The 16,449-nt window shown below is 72.1% G+C and carries 13 protein-coding genes; all 13 read left to right on the top strand.

Translation table 11 applies throughout. The features are described 5' to 3' along the window. The 13 genes from guaA to dapB all read left to right on the top strand — a co-directional run bounded on the left by guaA (position 1) and on the right by dapB (position 16,447). Positions 1-1,539, top strand: coding sequence for a glutamine-hydrolyzing GMP synthase (guaA, locus tag IT347_05570; protein ID MCC6349044.1), 1,539 nt, complete (start codon positions 1-3; stop codon positions 1,537-1,539). Further along, complete coding sequence (locus IT347_05565) at positions 1,536-3,608, top strand: lytic transglycosylase domain-containing protein (GenBank protein MCC6349043.1); 2,073 nt, start codon at positions 1,536-1,538, stop codon at positions 3,606-3,608. Before guaA ends, IT347_05565 begins: the two co-directional genes overlap by 4 nt. A 138-nt stretch (positions 3,609-3,746) precedes the next feature. Next, positions 3,747-4,394 carry a hypothetical protein gene (locus tag IT347_05560; protein MCC6349042.1) on the top strand — a complete coding sequence of 216 codons (648 nt, stop codon included), beginning with the start codon at positions 3,747-3,749 and terminating at the stop codon, positions 4,392-4,394. Positions 4,395-4,451: 57 nt separating this feature from the next. After that, the gene (locus IT347_05555; protein ID MCC6349041.1) at positions 4,452-5,390 is read left to right on the top strand and encodes a tetratricopeptide repeat protein; all 939 of its coding nucleotides are present in this window, start codon (positions 4,452-4,454) and stop codon (positions 5,388-5,390) included. 81 nt (positions 5,391-5,471) lie between these two features. Further along, on the top strand, positions 5,472-5,681 hold the full coding sequence (locus IT347_05550; GenBank protein MCC6349040.1) for a cold-shock protein: 210 nt from the start codon (positions 5,472-5,474) through the stop codon (positions 5,679-5,681). A 108-nt stretch (positions 5,682-5,789) separates the two neighbouring features. Further along, complete coding sequence (secA, locus tag IT347_05545; protein ID MCC6349039.1) at positions 5,790-8,762, top strand: preprotein translocase subunit SecA; 2,973 nt, start codon at positions 5,790-5,792, stop codon at positions 8,760-8,762. After that, on the top strand, positions 8,759-9,241 hold the full coding sequence (locus IT347_05540; GenBank protein ID MCC6349038.1) for a DUF494 family protein: 483 nt from the start codon (positions 8,759-8,761) through the stop codon (positions 9,239-9,241). The genes secA and IT347_05540 overlap by 4 nt, the downstream gene beginning before the upstream one ends. A gap of 214 nt (positions 9,242-9,455) precedes the next feature. Continuing rightward, the gene (gene topA / locus IT347_05535; protein ID MCC6349037.1) at positions 9,456-11,840 is read left to right on the top strand and encodes a type I DNA topoisomerase; all 2,385 of its coding nucleotides are present in this window, start codon (positions 9,456-9,458) and stop codon (positions 11,838-11,840) included. Further along, positions 11,833-12,774 (top strand): tyrosine-type recombinase/integrase, encoded by a 942-nt coding sequence (locus IT347_05530; GenBank protein ID MCC6349036.1) that lies wholly within the window; start codon positions 11,833-11,835, stop codon positions 12,772-12,774. Before topA ends, IT347_05530 begins: the two co-directional genes overlap by 8 nt. Further along, positions 12,749-13,861, top strand: coding sequence for an Ig-like domain-containing protein (locus IT347_05525; GenBank protein ID MCC6349035.1), 1,113 nt, complete (start codon positions 12,749-12,751; stop codon positions 13,859-13,861). The genes IT347_05530 and IT347_05525 overlap by 26 nt, the downstream gene beginning before the upstream one ends. Beyond that, on the top strand, positions 13,858-14,673 hold the full coding sequence (locus IT347_05520) for a diaminopimelate epimerase (protein ID MCC6349034.1): 816 nt from the start codon (positions 13,858-13,860) through the stop codon (positions 14,671-14,673). The genes IT347_05525 and IT347_05520 overlap by 4 nt, the downstream gene beginning before the upstream one ends. A 110-nt stretch (positions 14,674-14,783) precedes the next feature. Next, a complete protein-coding gene (locus IT347_05515; protein MCC6349033.1) occupies positions 14,784-15,674 on the top strand; it encodes a 4-hydroxy-tetrahydrodipicolinate synthase in 891 nt (296 codons plus the stop codon). Next, on the top strand, positions 15,671-16,447 hold the full coding sequence (gene dapB, locus IT347_05510) for a 4-hydroxy-tetrahydrodipicolinate reductase (protein MCC6349032.1): 777 nt from the start codon (positions 15,671-15,673) through the stop codon (positions 16,445-16,447). The genes IT347_05515 and dapB overlap by 4 nt, the downstream gene beginning before the upstream one ends. The last annotated feature ends 2 nt before the right edge of the window (positions 16,448-16,449 follow it).

Below are 16,449 nucleotides of genomic sequence, written 5' to 3'. Positions count from 1 at the left end.
ATGAGTCGGGAAATCGTTCTGATCCTCGATTTCGGTTCGCAGTACACCCAGCTCATCGCCCGGCGCGTGCGCGAACTGGGCGTCTACTCGGAGATCGTGCCCGGCACCACGCCGCTCGGGGCCATCCGCGCGAAGCGGCCCTCGGCGATCGTCCTCTCGGGTTCACCCGCGAGCGGCTACCGCGCCGAGGCGCCCATGCCGGACGCCGGAATCTTCGCGCTCGGCAAGCCGCTGCTCGGCATCTGCTACGGCTTCCAGGTGACGCAGCAGCTCATGGGAGGTGAGGTCGCGAAGGCGAAACACGCCGAGTACGGCGTCGCGACGTTCGTCCTGGACCGGAGCTCGCCGCTCTTCGCCGGCGTGCCGAAGCGTTTCCGGGCGTGGATGAGCCACGGCGACGAGGTGAAGTCGCTCGGGCCGCGCTGGCAGAAGGTGGCGCACACCTCGAACTGCGCCTTCGCGGCGGCGCGCCACGAGAAGCTGCCGTTCCACCTCATCCAGTTCCACCCCGAGGTGGTGCACTCGCCCTATGGGAAACGGGTGCTGCAGAACTTCCTCTTCAGAGTGGCGCGCCTGAAGGGTGGCTGGTCCATGAAGAACTTCGTGCGCGAGGCGGTCCGCGACGTCCGCGCGCAGGTGGGAGGGGGACGGGTCCTGTGCGGCCTTTCGGGCGGCGTGGACTCCACCGTCGCCGCGACGCTCATTCACCGCGCGATCGGCGACCGGCTGACGTGCGTGCTCGTGGACCACGGGCTGATGCGCGAGGACGAAGCCGCCGAGGTGTGGCGCGAACTGGGGGAGAAGCGCCACCTGAACCTGCGGGTCGTGAATGCGCAGGCGCGGTTCCTCGACAAGCTCGCCGGTGTCGCCGATCCCGAGCGCAAGCGCAAGATCATCGGCAACGAGTTCGTGGCCGTCTTCGAGGAGGAATCGAAGCGTATCGGCGAGGTGAACTTCCTCGCCCAGGGCACGCTCTACCCGGACGTCATCGAGTCCGCCTCGGCGGGGCACGGCTCGCAGGTCATCAAGTCGCACCACAACGTCGGCGGCCTGCCGGAGTGGATGACGCTCGAGCTGGTGGAGCCGCTCAAGTGGCTGTTCAAGGACGAGGTCCGCGCGCTGGGCCGCGAGCTGGGACTGCCCGCGCACCTCGTGGACCGCCACCCGTTCCCGGGGCCCGGACTCGCGGTGCGCATCCTCGGTCCGGTGAACGGGGCCGACCTCGAGATCGTGCGCCGGGCCGACGCCATCTATATGGAGGAACTGCGGCGCGCGAAGTGGTACGCCCGCACCTGGCAGGCGTTCGCCGTGCTCCTGCCGGTCTCGACCGTCGGCGTCAAGGGTGACGAGCGCTCCTACGAGAAGGTGATCGCGCTGCGCGCGGTGAACAGCGTGGACGGCATGACCGCCGACTGGACGCGCCTGCCGCCCGCACTGCTCGCGCGCATCGCCAGCCGCATCGCCAACGAGGTGCGCGGCGTCAACCGCGTCGTCTTCGACGTGACCAGCAAGCCGCCGGCGACGATCGAGTGGGAGTGAACCGGGGGGCCCGGGTTCGCACCACGCGCGGCGTGTTGTGGGTCGCGTTGCTGGCGCTGACAGCCGCCCCGGATGCGGGAGCGGCGGCGTGGTGGCCGCGGCTCGAAGGCGGCCGGGTGCGCTGGTGCGAGCGGGCCTGCCTGCCCGACCCGTCGCCCGGCGGCGGCACCGGGTCCCCTCGCGACACGCTCGCCCACGACCCGGGCCGCGTGCTGGCCGCCTCGGGGGACACGCTCGGTGCCTGGGCCGCGCGGGCCGCCGATGCGCTCGTTCCCGCGGTCGCGCTGCGCGAGTACGCGCGCGCCTGCCTCGCGCGCGGCCTCGAGGCGCGCGCCGACTCGGTGCTCGCTTCGCCCCGGCTGGCCGCCTCACCGTGGGCCTGGGACGCCGTGCGGGCACGCGCCGAGCTGGCCGTCGCGAGAGGCGACACGGTGCTTGCGGACTCGCTGCTTTCGAGTGCGGCGACGGCTCTCTGGCCCGATGGCGAGCGCGCGGCCCTGTCGCTGTCGCGGGCACGGCTCTCGGCGGCGCGCGGAGACCCCGAACGCGCCGCGGACATCGCCCGGGCCACGCTTCGGCGGTACCCGGCGCTGGGACCCTCCGGCGGTGCGCTCGCCCTGCTCGACTCCCTCGCCCGCTCACGCGGCGAGTCGCTCGCCGTCGCCGACGAACGCGCCGGCGCCGAGTCCGAGGTGCTGCGTGGCGCGCGCGGCTCGGCCCTCCGGCGCCTGCGCCACCTGCGGGCGCGAGTCGAGCCGGCCGAACGCTGGCAGACGACGCTGCGGCTGGCCGAAGTGCTGCGCGGCGCGCGGCAGCCGCGGAGCGCGTTCGCCGCCGCCGAGAGCGCCGCGGCGCACGCGCCGCCTGGCCTGCCGCGCCTGCGCGTCGCGCTCGAGCGCGCGCGCGCCCTGCGCGACGCGGGGGCGACCGACTCGGCGCTCTCGGCGTTCGCGTCCATCGGCCGATCGGACGGACCGGACGGGCTGCGATCCACCGCCTGGTGGGAGGCGGCGAGGGAAGCCGAGGACCAAAGCCGCTGGACCGTGGCCCTGGCGGGGCTGCGCGAGGTGGCACGGCTCGGCGGTTCGCGCGCGGACGAGGCCTGCGTGCGCGCCGGCCTTGCGGAGTTCGCACGCGGCGAGCGGGACTCGGCGCGCAGCTGGTGGCGCCGCTCGCGCTCGGAAGCGGCGCGGTTCTGGCTCGGCGTGGCCCTGCGGAGTGACGAGCGCACGACCGGCGATTCCCTGCTGGCGACCGTGGCGATCCTGCCGGGTTACTCGTTCTACCGCTCCGCGGCTCGCGAGACCCTCGGGGTCACCGGCTGGAGGCACACCGTGGCGGAGCCGGTGGCGGCGGATTCGGGGGCCGGGCTCGTGCGCTGGGACGACGCCTGGGGCCTCGGCGACGACGAGATGCGCGAGCTGGCGGCCAAGCTCGCCGGCCACGAACCGGCGCCCGCGGAGTGGCTGGACGCCGCCGGTCGCGCCTTCCGTCTCGGACGAACCGCGCAGGGCACCCGCTGGGCGGAACGCGCGTTCACGGCCGCGAGCGAGTCGCGCGACGACAGCCTCGCGTGGGCCATCGCGCCGTGGGCCTATCCACCGGCGTTCGAATCCGAGGTCGCCGCCGCGGAGTCGCTCGGCATCGAGCGCGCGCTGCTCTGGGCGCTGCTGCGGCAGGAGAGCCGCTTCGACCCGCGCGCCCGCTCGCGAAGCGACGCGCTGGGCCTGGCGCAGCTCAAGCTCTCGACCGCGGGGGACGTCGCACGCTGGCTCCGGGAGCCGCAGCCGACCGAAGCCGGCCTGTTCGCGCCGGACACCTCGATTCGCTTCGGCGCGCGCTATCTGGCGCGCCTGCGCGAACGCTTCGGCGACCGGGACGCGGTCGCGCTCGCCGCCTACAACGCCGGTCCCTCCACGATCCGGCGCGACTGGCGCGAACTGATCGAACGCGGGGGCGAGGCGCTGTTCGCGGAGTTCGCTTCGAACTCGGACTCCCAGGACTACGCGCGCCGCATCCTCGGCTTCCGCCAGGCCTACCGCGAACTTCGCCCGACGTCCGCTCCTTAAGGATGCCCGCCGGTCCGGCGGACGCACGCCCCGAGAGCGCACCTCGGCGGCGCGGCGCGGACGCGCCCGTTCGCCCGCGCGCCGCGCGGATCCCGCCACCGCTGGCGGTGCGGGATTGCGACGGGCTAAGGTTCCGGCGTGCACGAGCCCACGCCCGCCCCCGTCGGACCGCTCGGGCCTCTGCGTTCACCGCAGTGGCTCTCCGAGGCGCGCCGCAAGGCGATCCACCTCTGCTTCCTGGTCCTGCCGCTCGACCTGCTGCACGAGGTGCTGCCGTGGCCGCGCGGGCGCAAGCAGTTCGAACTGCTGTTCATCGCGCTCACCGCCGGCGCGGTGGCGCTCGACCTGCTGCGCCTGCACGAGGATCGCGTGCGCCGGTTCTTCCGTCAGTTCCTCGGGGAGCTGATCCGCGAGCACGAGCGCTTCAGCCTTCTCGGTTCGACCTACCTGCTGCTCGCCTCGTTGCTGGCGATCGAAATCTTCTCCCAGCCGGTCGCCGCGGCTGCGCTCGGATTCACCGTGCTCGGCGACGCGATGGGCGCGCTCGTCGGGCGCGGCTGGGGACGCCACCGCGTCTTCAACAAGACGCTCGAGGGAGCGGCGGGCTGCTTTCTCGCGTGCCTCGCGTGGGCCGGCTACGTCAGCGCGGTCTCGCCGCTCACGCTTCCGGTGCTGGTGGCGGGCGCGCTCGCGGCGACCCTCGTCGAGATCCTGCCGATCCCGCTGGACGACAACCTCGGCATCACCCTCGCGGCCGGCTACACCATGAAGCTCATGGCCGGCTGAAGGGCCGCCGGAAAGGCCCGCAAGTCCGGCGCCGCGGGGGCCGATAACCCGGCCGAAATGTCCCCATCCGACGCTTCGCCGATCGCGCCGATCGCGCGCGCCCTGCAGCTTTCCGACCAGGGCCGTTTCGCCGAGGCCGTCGAGTGCCTCGCCCGCGGGCTCGAGGCGGTGGGAGGACCGGACGAGGTGCAGCGCTACGCCACCGCGCTCGGCGAGCTCGCCGGCGCTTCGGAGACCGCCGGACACCCGGAGGTCGCCCTGCGGGCGCTCGAAATCGCGACCCAGGTCGTCGAATGGGCGGACTACTGGTGCCAGCTCGGCTGCCTGCGAATGCAGCGCGGGCGGCGGGCCGAGGCGCGAAGGGCGTTCGAGCGCGCCCTCGCCATCAACCCGCGCTACCGGCGCGCCGCCGTCGAGCGCGCGCTGCTCGACGCGCGCGAGGGACGGATCGGCGAGGCGCTCGAAACGCTGCGGGTGCTTGCCGGCGAAGGCAGGGTCGCCGAACCGGGGACCTTCCAGCAGGGTCTCGAGCGGCTCGGCCGCGCCGACTTCGACGACGCGGCGCCGCTGCTGCACGAGGCTCTGGACGCGGGGGACCGCTGGCTCGACGCGCAGATGCAGCGCTATCAGGAACTGCTGCTGCTCCCGGACCCGGCACGTGCGCTGGAACAACTCCGTACGGCGGCGCTCGAGCGGCCCAACTACCCGGACCTGCACCTGCTCCTCGGCGCGCACGAACTGCAGCAGGGAGCACTCGACGACGCGATCGAGTCGCTGGCCCGGGCGCTGGAGCTGAACCCGTCGTTCCACGCGGCACGCATCGAGCTGGCCCGTGCCCTCGAGGCGGTGGGCCAGACCCCGCAGGCGCTCGACCAGATCGCCCTGGTGCTGGAGTGCGAGCCGACCCACTCCGCGGCGCGCCAGCTTCACGATCAGTTGACGTCCCGGCGACCGAACGCCCGCGCCCGCGCCGAGTCCGCCTCCGAACGGTCTTGACCCTGCCGCTCCGCGAGGAGCACCCTGCGTCTCGGGTCCGGGCGAACTCCCGTCGATTTTCCGCACAGGAGGGTCCCCCACATGGCGCGTGGCACCGTCAAGTGGTTCAGTGACCAGAAGGGCTACGGGTTCATCACCGCGGAGGGCTCGGAGGAGTCCGAGGTGTTCGTCCACTTCTCGGCCATCGAGTGCCAGGGCTTCAAGACCCTGCACCCGGGCGAGACGGTGGAGTTCGAGTTGAAGCACGGCAAGCAGAGCACGGTCGAAGCCGCCCACGTCTTCAAAGTCTGAAAAATTCACCGCCCGCTGACCCCACGGCCCGGTGCTACGCACCGGGCCGCGCGTTTGCTCCCGGGGCTGCTTTTGCCCTCGGTTGACGCAGCCTCTATGCTCCGGCCCATGTTCGAGAGCCTTCTCAAGACCGTCTTCGGTTCCAAGCACGACCGCGAAATCCGGCGGGTCCGGCCCATCGTCGACGAAATCAACCGTTTCGACGGGGAGTGGAACGCCCTGTCCGACGAGCAGCTCCGGGACAAGACCGTCGAGTTCCGCCGCCGCCTGGCCGCCGGCGAGGATTCGCTGGACGACCTGCTTCCCGAGGCGTTTGCCGCCGTCAAACAGGCCTGCCGGCGCCAGTGCGGGCAGACCTGGGACGTCTGCGGGATCCCGATCCGCTGGGAAATGGTGCCCTACGACGTCCAGCTGATCGGCGGAATCATGCTGCACGAAGGCAAGATCGCCGAAATGGCGACCGGCGAGGGCAAGACCCTGGTCGCGACCCTTCCGATCTACCTGAACGCGCTCGCCGGTCGCGGCGTCCACCTCGTCACGGTCAACGACTACCTCGCCCGTCGTGACAGCCAGTGGATGGGACGCATCTACGAAGTGCTCGGTCTGACGGTGGGCTGCATCCAGAACCAGATGGATCCCGCGACGCGCCGCGAGCAGTACGCCCGCGACATCACGTACGGAACGAACAACGAGTTCGGCTTCGACTACCTGCGCGACAACATGGCCGTGCGCCCCGAGCACAAGGTGCAGCGCGGCTTCGCCTACGCGATCGTGGACGAGGTGGACTCGGTGCTGATCGACGAGGCGCGCACCCCGCTCATCATCTCGGGGCCGGTGGACGCCGGCGACCAGGGCTTCGACGAGCTCAAGCCGCTCGTCGAACGGGTCGTCCGTGCCCAGCAGCAGTGGGTGACGACGGCGATGGCGGACGCCGAGAGGCTGCTCCAGGACCCCAAGTCGGAGTGGGACGCGAGCGTCAAGCTGCTCCAGCTCCAGCGCGCGGCGCCCAAGCACAAGCGCTTCATGAAGCTGCTTTCGGAGCAGCCGGGCCTCAAGAAGCTGATCGTCCGTGCCGAGCTCGAGTACCTGCGCGACAAGCGCCTGCACGAGCTGGACGAGGAGCTGCTCTACACGATCGACGAAAAGTCGCGGAACGTGGACCTGCTCGAGAAGGGCCGCGCGCTGATGACGCCGTCGGATCCGGAGAAGTTCGTCGTGCCGGACCTGACCGCGCAACTCGCCGAGCTCGAGGGACGCGAGGACCTCGAGCCCGACCAGCGCGTGGCCGAGCGCGACGCGATCTACCGCGCCTACGGCGAGAAGAACGAGAAGATCCACAGCATCGGCGCGCTGCTCAAGGCCTACTCCCTGTACGAGAAGGACGTGGACTACGTCGTGCAGGACGGCAAGGTCATGATCGTGGACGAGTTCACCGGCCGCCTGATGCCCGGGCGCCGCTGGTCGGACGGCATCCACCAGGCCGTCGAGGCGAAGGAGAACGTGCACGTCGAGGGCGAGACCCAGACGCTCGCCACCATCACGCTGCAGAACTTCTTCCGCATGTACGAGAAGCTCGCGGGCATGACCGGCACGGCCGAGACCGAGGCGGGCGAGTTCTGGGAGATCTACAAGCTCGACGTGGCCGTGATCCCGACGAACAAGCCGATCCACCGCCAGGACGAGAACGACGTCGTCTACCGGACGAAGCGCGAGAAGTTCAAGGCCGTCATCGACGAGATCGCGGCCAGCCACGAGCGCGGCCAGCCGGTGCTGGTGGGCACGATCACCGTCGAGGTGAGCGAACTGCTGTCGCGCATGCTCAAGATCCGCGGCATCCGGCACAACGTGCTGAACGCGAAGTTCCACCAGCAGGAGGCCGAGATCGTCGCCGGCGCGGGCCAGCAGGGCGCCGTGACCATCGCGACCAACATGGCCGGCCGCGGTACCGACATCAAGCTCGGCGCCGGCGTGCCCGAACTCGGGGGGCTGCACATCGTCGGCACCGAACGCCACGAGTCGCGGCGCATCGACCGGCAGCTGCGCGGCCGCTCGGGCCGCCAGGGAGACCCGGGCTCGTCGAGGTTCTTCCTGTCGCTCGAGGACGACCTCATGCGTCTGTTCGGCGCCGAGAGGATCGCCGGGCTGATGGAGAAGATGGGGGTCGAGGAGGGCGAGGTCATCGAGCACGGCCTCGTGACCGCCTCGATCGGCCGCGCGCAGAAGCGCGTCGAGGCGCACAATTTCGGCATCCGGAAGCACCTGCTCGAGTACGACAACGTGATGAACAAGCAGCGCGAGGAGGTCTACCGCCAGCGCAACGAGGCGCTCATGAGCGAGGACATCAGCGCGCGGGTGCTCGAGGACGTGCAGGAGGTGGTCGCCGACCGCGTGGACCGCTTCACCGGCGCGGGCAAGACGCACCGCGACGAATGGAACCTGCGCGGCCTCGCCGACGAGCTGGCCTATCTGCTGATGACGCCCGTTTCGTCCGAGGAGCTCGAGGGGGAGCGGCACGAGGACGTGCTCGAGGCGGCGTTGCGCGTCGCCGAGCGCGGCTACCGCGCGCGCGAGGCCGAGTTCACGCCGCGGATCACGCGCGAGCTCGAGCGGCATCTGTACCTCTACACCCTCGACGAGCGCTGGCGGGAGCACCTTCACGAGCTCGACAATCTGAAGGGTGGAATCGGCCTGCGCGCCTACGGGCAGCGGGACCCTCTCGTCGAGTACAAGCGGGAGGCGTTCACCACCTTCGAGACGATGATGGGCGAGACGCGGGAGGAGTTCGTTCAGCGCTTCTTCCGCGTGCAGCTTCAGCCGGCGGCCGCGCAGGAGGTGATCGACGAGGCTCCGCCGCCGCCCCGGCAGATGGTGGCGCGGCACGCCGAGACGCAGGCGTTCGGCGGCGGCCCCGAGCCCGAAGCTCCGGGCGACGCGCCCGCGGCGCCCGTCGAGCGGGTCGCGGCGCAGCCCGTCCGCAACGCTCCGCGTGTCGGGCGCAACGACCCGTGCTGGTGCGGGAGCGGCAGGAAGTACAAGAAGTGCCACATGCCCATTGACGAAGGCGTGGAGAGCGGGACATGAGCCAACACACCGGACCGGACGACGTCGGACGCCTGCTGCGCCTGCTGTGCGACAAGCTCGAGGATCACCTGGAGGGCGACGATCTGGCGCTGGAGACGCTGGGTGAGGCGCTTGAGGAAGGTGGCTTCAGCTCCGAGGACGTGATGTCGGCCGTGCTCGCGATCCGCTGCATCGTGAACGGAGGGGAGCCGGCGGGCTGGGTCGCCGGCGCGCCCGGACGTCATGCGGCCCGCGTGTTGAACGCCGAGGAACGGGAATCGCTGAGCACCGAGGCGTGGGGCTACCTGCTCGACCTGCGGCTGCAGGGCACCCTGGACTCGGAGCAGTTCGAGCGCGTGCTCGAATCGCTGACGGCCAGCGGAGTCCGTCCGGTCAGCGTCGAGCACGCGCGGGACGTGGCGGCGCGTATCGCGCTCGATCACGCGACGGCAGGCGGCAACGGGGAGACGGGGCATGGCGACGTCGAAGTCGCGCACTGACGGCGGCGGCCGCAAGCGCGCCACGAAGACCACGGCCAGGCGGAGCAGGCCTGCGACGGCTTCCGCGGCTCCGGAGCCCGAAAAGCGCCCGGCATCCGGCAAGAGCGCCACCGCCGGGAAGAGCGCGGCCGCCGGGAGAACCGCGGCCGCCGGGAAGCGCGCGGCCGCCGGGCAACGTTCGGTGCCGCGCACGCGAGCCAAGGCGCCGGCCGCGGTGCGACGCAAGGCGGCCGGTCGGGACTCCGCGCCCGAAGCGGACGCGCCCATCGACGAGGCCGAGCTCGAGGCGACATTCGGCAGCAAGGCCGAGGGCAAGAACCTGGTCGTCGTCGAGTCGCCGACCAAGTCGAAGACGCTGAACAAATTTCTCGGCCGCGACTTCTTCGTGCTCGCCTCGAACGGCCACGTCATGGACCTGCCCAAGAGCAAGCTGGGCGTGGACCTCGACAACGACTTCGCCCCGCAGTACGAGCCGATTCCGAGCAAGCGGCAGGTCGTCGCCCGGCTCAGGGCCGCCGCCCGGCGCGCCGCCAACATCTATCTCGCGCCCGACCCGGACCGCGAGGGCGAGGCGATCGCGTGTCACCTCGCCGACCTGCTCAAGGGCACGAAGCGCCCCATCCGGCGGCTGACGTTCAACGAGATCACCCAGCGGGCCGTGACCGACGCGCTCGCGCACCCCCGCGATCTCGACCGGAACCTGTACAACGCCCAGCAGGGCCGGCGCGTCCTCGACCGCCTGGTGGGTTACAAGGTCAGCCCGTTCGTGTGGAACACGGTCAAGTACGGCCTGTCGGCCGGCCGCGTGCAGAGCGTCGCCCTGCGCCTAATCGTGGAGCGCGAGAAGGAGCGCCTGGCGTTCGTCCCCGAGGAGTACTGGACCCTCGACGTGGACTACGAAACGCCGCAGGGCGAGCGCTTCACCGCGCGGCTCACGCGCGTGGACGGCGAGAAGCTCGAGAAGGACCAGCTGCGCGGCGCCGGGGCGGGCGAGCGCGCGGCCGCGCTCGCGGACGAGCTGCGCGGCGCCGCCGCGCGCATCACCGGGATCGAGACGAAGCCGCGGTCCAAGGGCGCGGTGCCGCCGTTCAACACCAGCGCGCTGCAGCAGGCCGCTTCGAACCGGCACGGCTTCACCAGCCAGCGCACCATGCAGATCGCGCAGAAGCTGTACGAGGGCATCGAGGTGAAGGGGCAGGGGAGCGTCGGGCTCATCACCTACATGCGCACCGACTCCTTCCGGCTCTCCGACGAGGCGCTGGCGGAAACGCGCGGCTGGCTCGGACGCGAGTTCGGCCCGGAGTACGTGCCCGCGAAGCCGAACTTCTACCGCAGCAAGAAGGGGGCGCAGGAGGCGCATGAGGCGATCCGCCCCTCGTCCATCGAGCGGACGCCCGCTTCGCTACGGCCGTTCCTCACCGACGAGCAGTTCAAGCTCTACGACCTGATCTGGAAGCGCGCGGTCGCCTCGCAGGCGACCCCGGCCGAGTACGACGCGACCAGCGTCGAGATCGAGGCCGGCCGTCTCGGCCTGCGCGCCGCGGGCAGCGTGCTGCGCTTTCCGGGCTGGCTCAAGGTCTACGGGCGCGACGAGGAGGACGAGGCCGAGGAGGGCCGCCTGCCGGCGCTCGAATCCGGCACGCCGCTGCACGTCGCGGGCGAGGCGACCGCCGGCGGGACGCTCGCTCCGGACGCCGACGCCGTGCCGGAGTCGCCGGTGCGCGCCGACCAGCACTTCACGCAGCCGCCTCCGCGCTACACCGACGCTTCGCTCGTCAAGGCGCTCGAGGAGGAGAACATCGGCCGGCCGAGCACCTACGCCACGATCGTCTCGACGATCACGCGTCGCGACTACGTCGAGCGCGAGGGCCGTTCGCTCAAGCCCACCGATCTCGGCATCCTCGTCACCGACCTGCTGGTCGAGCACTTCCCCGACGTCTTCAACCTCCGCTTCACGGCCGGGATGGAGGAGGAGCTGGACGAGGTCGAGGAAGGCAAGCGCGAGTGGCAGTCGGTCGTACGCGACCTGTGGACGCCCCTGTCGCGGGACCTCGAGCACCTGAAGGGCCGGACGAAGGAGATCAAGGCGGGACTGCAGAAGCCGACCGACATCGACTGCCCCTCGTGCGGCCGCAAGCTGGTCAAGAAGTTCGGACGCAACGGCGCGTTCCTCGCCTGCCCGGGTTACCCCGAGTGCAAGCACACGCAGCCGCTCGACGAGTCGGAGCTGCCGGTGCACGTCGAGGGCGAGTGTCCGGTGTGCGGCAGCAGCCTCGTCGCCCGCAACGGCCCGTACGGGCGGTACATCCACTGCATCCGCCGCCCCGAGTGCAAGTTCACCAAGCCGTTCACGCTCGGCGTGCGCTGCCCGAAGTGCGGCGAGGGCGAGATCGCCGAGAAGCGATCGAGGAAGGGCAAGACGTTCTTCTCGTGCACCCGCTTTCCGGCCTGCGACTACGCGCTGTGGGACCGGCCGCGGCCGACGCCGTGCCCGAGCTGCGGCGCGCCGTTCCTCGTCGAGAAGGTGAGCCGGGCCGGAACGAGCCTGCAGTGCCTGACCTGCAAGAGCCGCTTCCCGCTCGAGGCCGCGAGTGCGTGAGGAGCTGGACGCCTTCCTGCGCGAGCTTTCGGCGGCGCGGCGCGCCTCGCCGCACACCGTCGCGGGCTATCGCCGCGACCTGAACTGGCTGCTGGACTTTCTCGCCCGCGACGGCCGCCCGTTCGCGGCGTCCGCCGGCGGAGCCGCGGCCGACACTCCTCCGTCCCGCGAGCGACCGGTGCCGCGCGAGCGCTGGAATCGCGGGAATCTCGAGCGGGCGCAGCGCGAGCACTTCCGCACCGGTCACGCCGCGACGAGCACGGCGCGGGCGCTGGCGGCATGGCGCACCTTCGAGCGCTTCCTCGCCCGCAGGGACGGCGCGACGCCGCAGCCGGCGAAGGCCCTGCCCTCGCCGCGCAAGCCCGCCCGGCTTCCGCGCACGCTGCCGCAGGTGGAGCTGAACGACGCGCTCGACCGGTTGGCCGGCGCCGACGACGGGCTCGCGTTGCGGGACGGCGCGTTGCTCGAGCTGGCCTACTCCGCCGGCCTGCGCGTGTCGGAACTGGTGGGACTGAACCGGGGCGATCTCGACCGCGCCGGCCGGCTGCTGCGCGTGCGCGGCAAGGGCCGCCGCGAACGCATCGCGCCGCTCGGCCAGCGCGCCCTCGCGGCGCTCGACCGCTACCATCAGGCGGCGGGAGCGGCCTCGCGCCCTCCCGGCGAGCCGTTGTTCGCGGGCCGCGCCGGCCGGCTGTCGGTGCGCACCGTGCAGCGCGTCGTGGCGCGCCGGCTGTCACGGGCCGCCGCCGGGCTGGGCGTGACGCCGCATGCGCTGCGGCACTCGTTCGCGAGCCACCTGCTCGATGCGGGCGCCGACCTGCGCGCGATCCAGGAGTTGCTCGGCCACCGCTCGCTCGCCAGCACCCAGATCTACACCCACGTTTCGCGGCGCAAGCTGCGGGCGGCGTATGCGCAGGCCCATCCGCGGGCCTGAGGCGTCCGCGGCGCGGGCGCCGGCGATCGCGGCCCTGCTCGCGTTCCTGGCCCTGGCGGGCTGCGCGAAGAAGGCGCCGCCTTCGGGCGGGCCGCCGGACCTCGAGCCGCCGCGCGTCGTGTCCGTCTCGCCCGACTCGGGCTCGGCGGGCGTGCCACGCGACGTTCGCGTCTCGATCACGTTCAGCGAAGGCATGGAGCCGCGCGGCACGGGCGAGGCCGTCGAGTTCTCGCCGCCGCTCGAGATCCGGCAGCGCCGCTGGGCCGGGCGCACGCTCACGCTCGTGCCCGCGGAATCGCTGCGGGCCGATCACGCCTACACCCTGTTCATCGGCGGCAACGCGCGCGACCGCCACGGCAACAACCTCGCCGATCCCCGGACCATCGTCTTCACCACCGCGTCCACGTTTCCCGTCGGCAGCCTCGAGGGCCAGCTCGAGGCGGTCGGCTTCCAGGCACAGGGCACGCTGTTGTGGTGCTACCGCGACGGCCGGCAGCCGGACAGCACCGCCCGGGACTTCGACGCGCTGGGCGTCGTGGACCGCACCGGTTCCTTCCGGATCGCAGGGCTGGAGACCGGAGTCCCCTGGCGCGTCTGGGCGTTCGCCGACCTCAACCACAACCGCTCGCTCGAGCCCGGCAGCGACATCCTCGAACCGGCCGACACCGTCGTCACGCTGACTCCCGAACACCCCGCGGCGACCGGGATCCGCTTCAAGCTCGTCAACCAGCGCGCGCAGGGCCGCTTCGGGGGCGTGGTGGTGGACACCATCAGCAGCCAGGCGGGTTCGCTTCGGCTGATCGTGACGTCGGTTGCCGACACGACGCGGCGCCTGCTCTACGAAGTACCGCCCTCGGGCAGCTTCGACCTGCGCATGGATCCGGGGCTCTACCGGGTCCGCGCGTTCCGCGACCTCGACCGGAATCGCGCCTGGAAGCGCGACACCGAGCCCGCCAGCATCGAGGTGGAGGTGCGCATCCCGCCCGGCGGCGAGGTGCTCGGCAACACGTTCGTGCTCTTCCTCCATCGCGAGGCGCAGCCCGCCCCCGAACCGGAGCCGGAGCCCGCGCCGGAGAAGCGGCCGTGACGCTGCGCTTCGTGAAGATGCACGGTGCCGCGAACGATTTCGTCGTGCTCGACCATCGCGCACCCTTCCTGCCCGCGGACGCACGGGCGCTGTTCGCGCGGCTGTGCGACCGGCGCCGGGGCGTGGGCGCCGACGGCGTGCTGCTGCTCGAGAACGACCCGGAGCACGATTTCGCGATGCGCTATCACAACGCCGACGGGGGCGAGGCGGAGTTCTGCGGGAACGGAGCGCGCTGCATCGCCCGCTTCGCCCTGGACCTCGGGCTGGGCCGCGACGGAGCGGTGACGTTTCGCACGGCGGCCGGCGTCAAGAGCGCCCGGTCGGTGCCGGACGGCCGCATCGCGCTCGAGTTCGGACGTGTTTCGGACGGCGAGCGTGTGCGGCTCGAATCCGGCGGGCGGACGGTGGAGGGACGACTGGTCGGTGCCGGGGTGCCCCACCTGGTCGTGCCCGTCGCCGACGTCTCCGGCGTGCCCCTCGCCGAGGTGGCGCCGCCGCTGCGGCACCATGCGCGCTTCGCGCCGGCGGGCGCGAACGTGGACTTCGTCGCGCTGCGGCCCGACGGACGCTGCGCGATGCGGACCTACGAGAGGGGCGTCGAGGGCGAGACGCTGGCGTGCGGCAGCGGCGCGATCGCCAGCGCGCTGTGGGCGGTGCTGGACGCCGGCGCGCGCAGCCCGGTGACGGTGCGCACCGCCGGCGGCGACGACCTGGTCGTGCGGTTCGACTCCGGCCCCGGTGGCCGCGAGGCCACGCTCACCGGGCCGGCCGAGATCGCCTTCCGCGGCGAGTGGACGGACGCCCGGGGCTGAACGCGTCCGGCCGCGGGCGGCCCGCACGCCGCCGGTGCCGAATCCCCGAAAGTGCACTAGGATGCGCCTCGTCGCGGATGCTCCGCGATCCGTGCAGGAGGGGAGCGACGATGTTCGAAGGTCTTTCGGTGGCGATGGTGACGCCGTTTCGCGGCGGCGGGATCGATCGGGAAGCGACCGCGCGCCTGGTCGAGTGGATGATCGAAGGCGGTGTGCAGGGCCTGGTGGTGAGCGGCTCGACGGGAGAGGCCGCGACCTGCTCCGTCGAGGAGCGGCGCCAGCTCTGGGCGTTCGTCAAGGAGCGGGCCCGGGGACGTGTCTGGATCGTCGCCGGAACCGGAACGAACGCGACGGCCGACTCGATCACGCTTACGAAGCTCGCCGAAGAGGTCGGAATGGACGGCGCGATGGTCGTGACGCCGTACTACAACCGGCCGACGCCGAAGGGGCAGGCGGCGCACTTCACGGCCTGCGCGCGGGCGACGAAGCTGCCCGTCATCCTCTACAACGTCCCGGGGCGGACCGGCACGAACACGACGGCCGACGTGCTGGCGATGGTGCAGGACGTGCCGAACATCGTCGCCGTCAAGGAAGCTTCGGGCAGCCTCGACCAGATGTCGCAGGTGAAGACGCGCACGCGCTTCACGCTGCTCTCGGGCGACGACTCGCTGACGGTGCCGAGCATCGCGGTCGGCGGCGAGGGCGTCATCTCGGTCGTGGGGCAGCTCGTGCCGCGCGAGATGCGCGCGCTCACCGATCACGCGCGGGCCGGACGTTTCGCCGAGGCTCGCGCGGCGCACGAGCGGCTGGCGCCGATCTTCAAGGCGGCGTTCATCGAATCGAACCCCGGGCCCGCCAAGTTCCTGCTCTCGGAGATGGGGCTGATCGCCAATGAGCTTCGCCTGCCGCTCGTGCCCGTCGAGCCGGCGAGCGAGCGCGCGATCCTCGAAGCCGCGCGAGGCCTGGGTGTCGCGCTGGCCGGCGCGACCGCGCGCGCGTGATCCGTCTCGTCCTGGTCGGCGCGGCGGGCCGCATGGGGCGCGCGATCGAGGCCGCGGCCGAAGGCGCGGAGGATCTGCTGGTGGTTGCGCGTGTGGACCGCCCCGAGACGTTCACCGCCTCCGACGGCGTCTGGACCTCCGACCTCGGCTCCGTGCTCGAGCCCGGCATGGTCGTCGTCGAGTTCAGTTCGGCGGACATGGCCGCGAGCACCGCGGCGCTGTGCGCCGAGCGGGGTGCGGCGCTCGTCTCGGGCTCGACCGGGCTCTCGCCGGAACAGGAGTCCGCGATGCGCAGCGCGGGCGAACGGGTGGCGGTGCTGCGGGCCAGCAACTTCAGCGTCGGCGTCGCCGCCCTTCGCCGCGTGCTGGCGACCGCGCTCGCGGCCGTGCCGGGCTCGTGGGACGTGGAGATCGTGGAGCGTCACCATCGCCTCAAGAAGGACGCCCCCTCGGGGACGGCGCTGACGCTGGCCGACGACGTGCTCGCCGCGCGCGGGGCGGGCCGCGAGGCGCTGCGCTGCGGACGCGAAGGCGCCGTGGGGGCGAGACCCGCCGGTGAGGTGGGCGTGCATTCGGTGCGCGGCGGCACCTGGGTCGGCGACCACGCCGTCCTTCTGGCCGGCGAGGGCGAGTCGCTCGAACTTCGCCACGTGGCGCAGGACCGGGCGGCCTTCGCGCACGGCGCGCTGCTCGCGGCGCGCTTCGTCGCGCACGCCGCGCCCGGCAGGTATGGTATTGACGCGCTCCTGACCGGGCCGGCAACGACGTCCTGACC

It is taken from the genome of Candidatus Eisenbacteria bacterium (genome assembly GCA_020847735.1).
Classification (GTDB): domain Bacteria; phylum Eisenbacteria; class RBG-16-71-46; order RBG-16-71-46; family RBG-16-71-46; genus CAIXRL01.
Note: the sequence above shows the minus strand (reverse complement) of the source record. Positions and strands in the feature narration are given on the sequence as shown.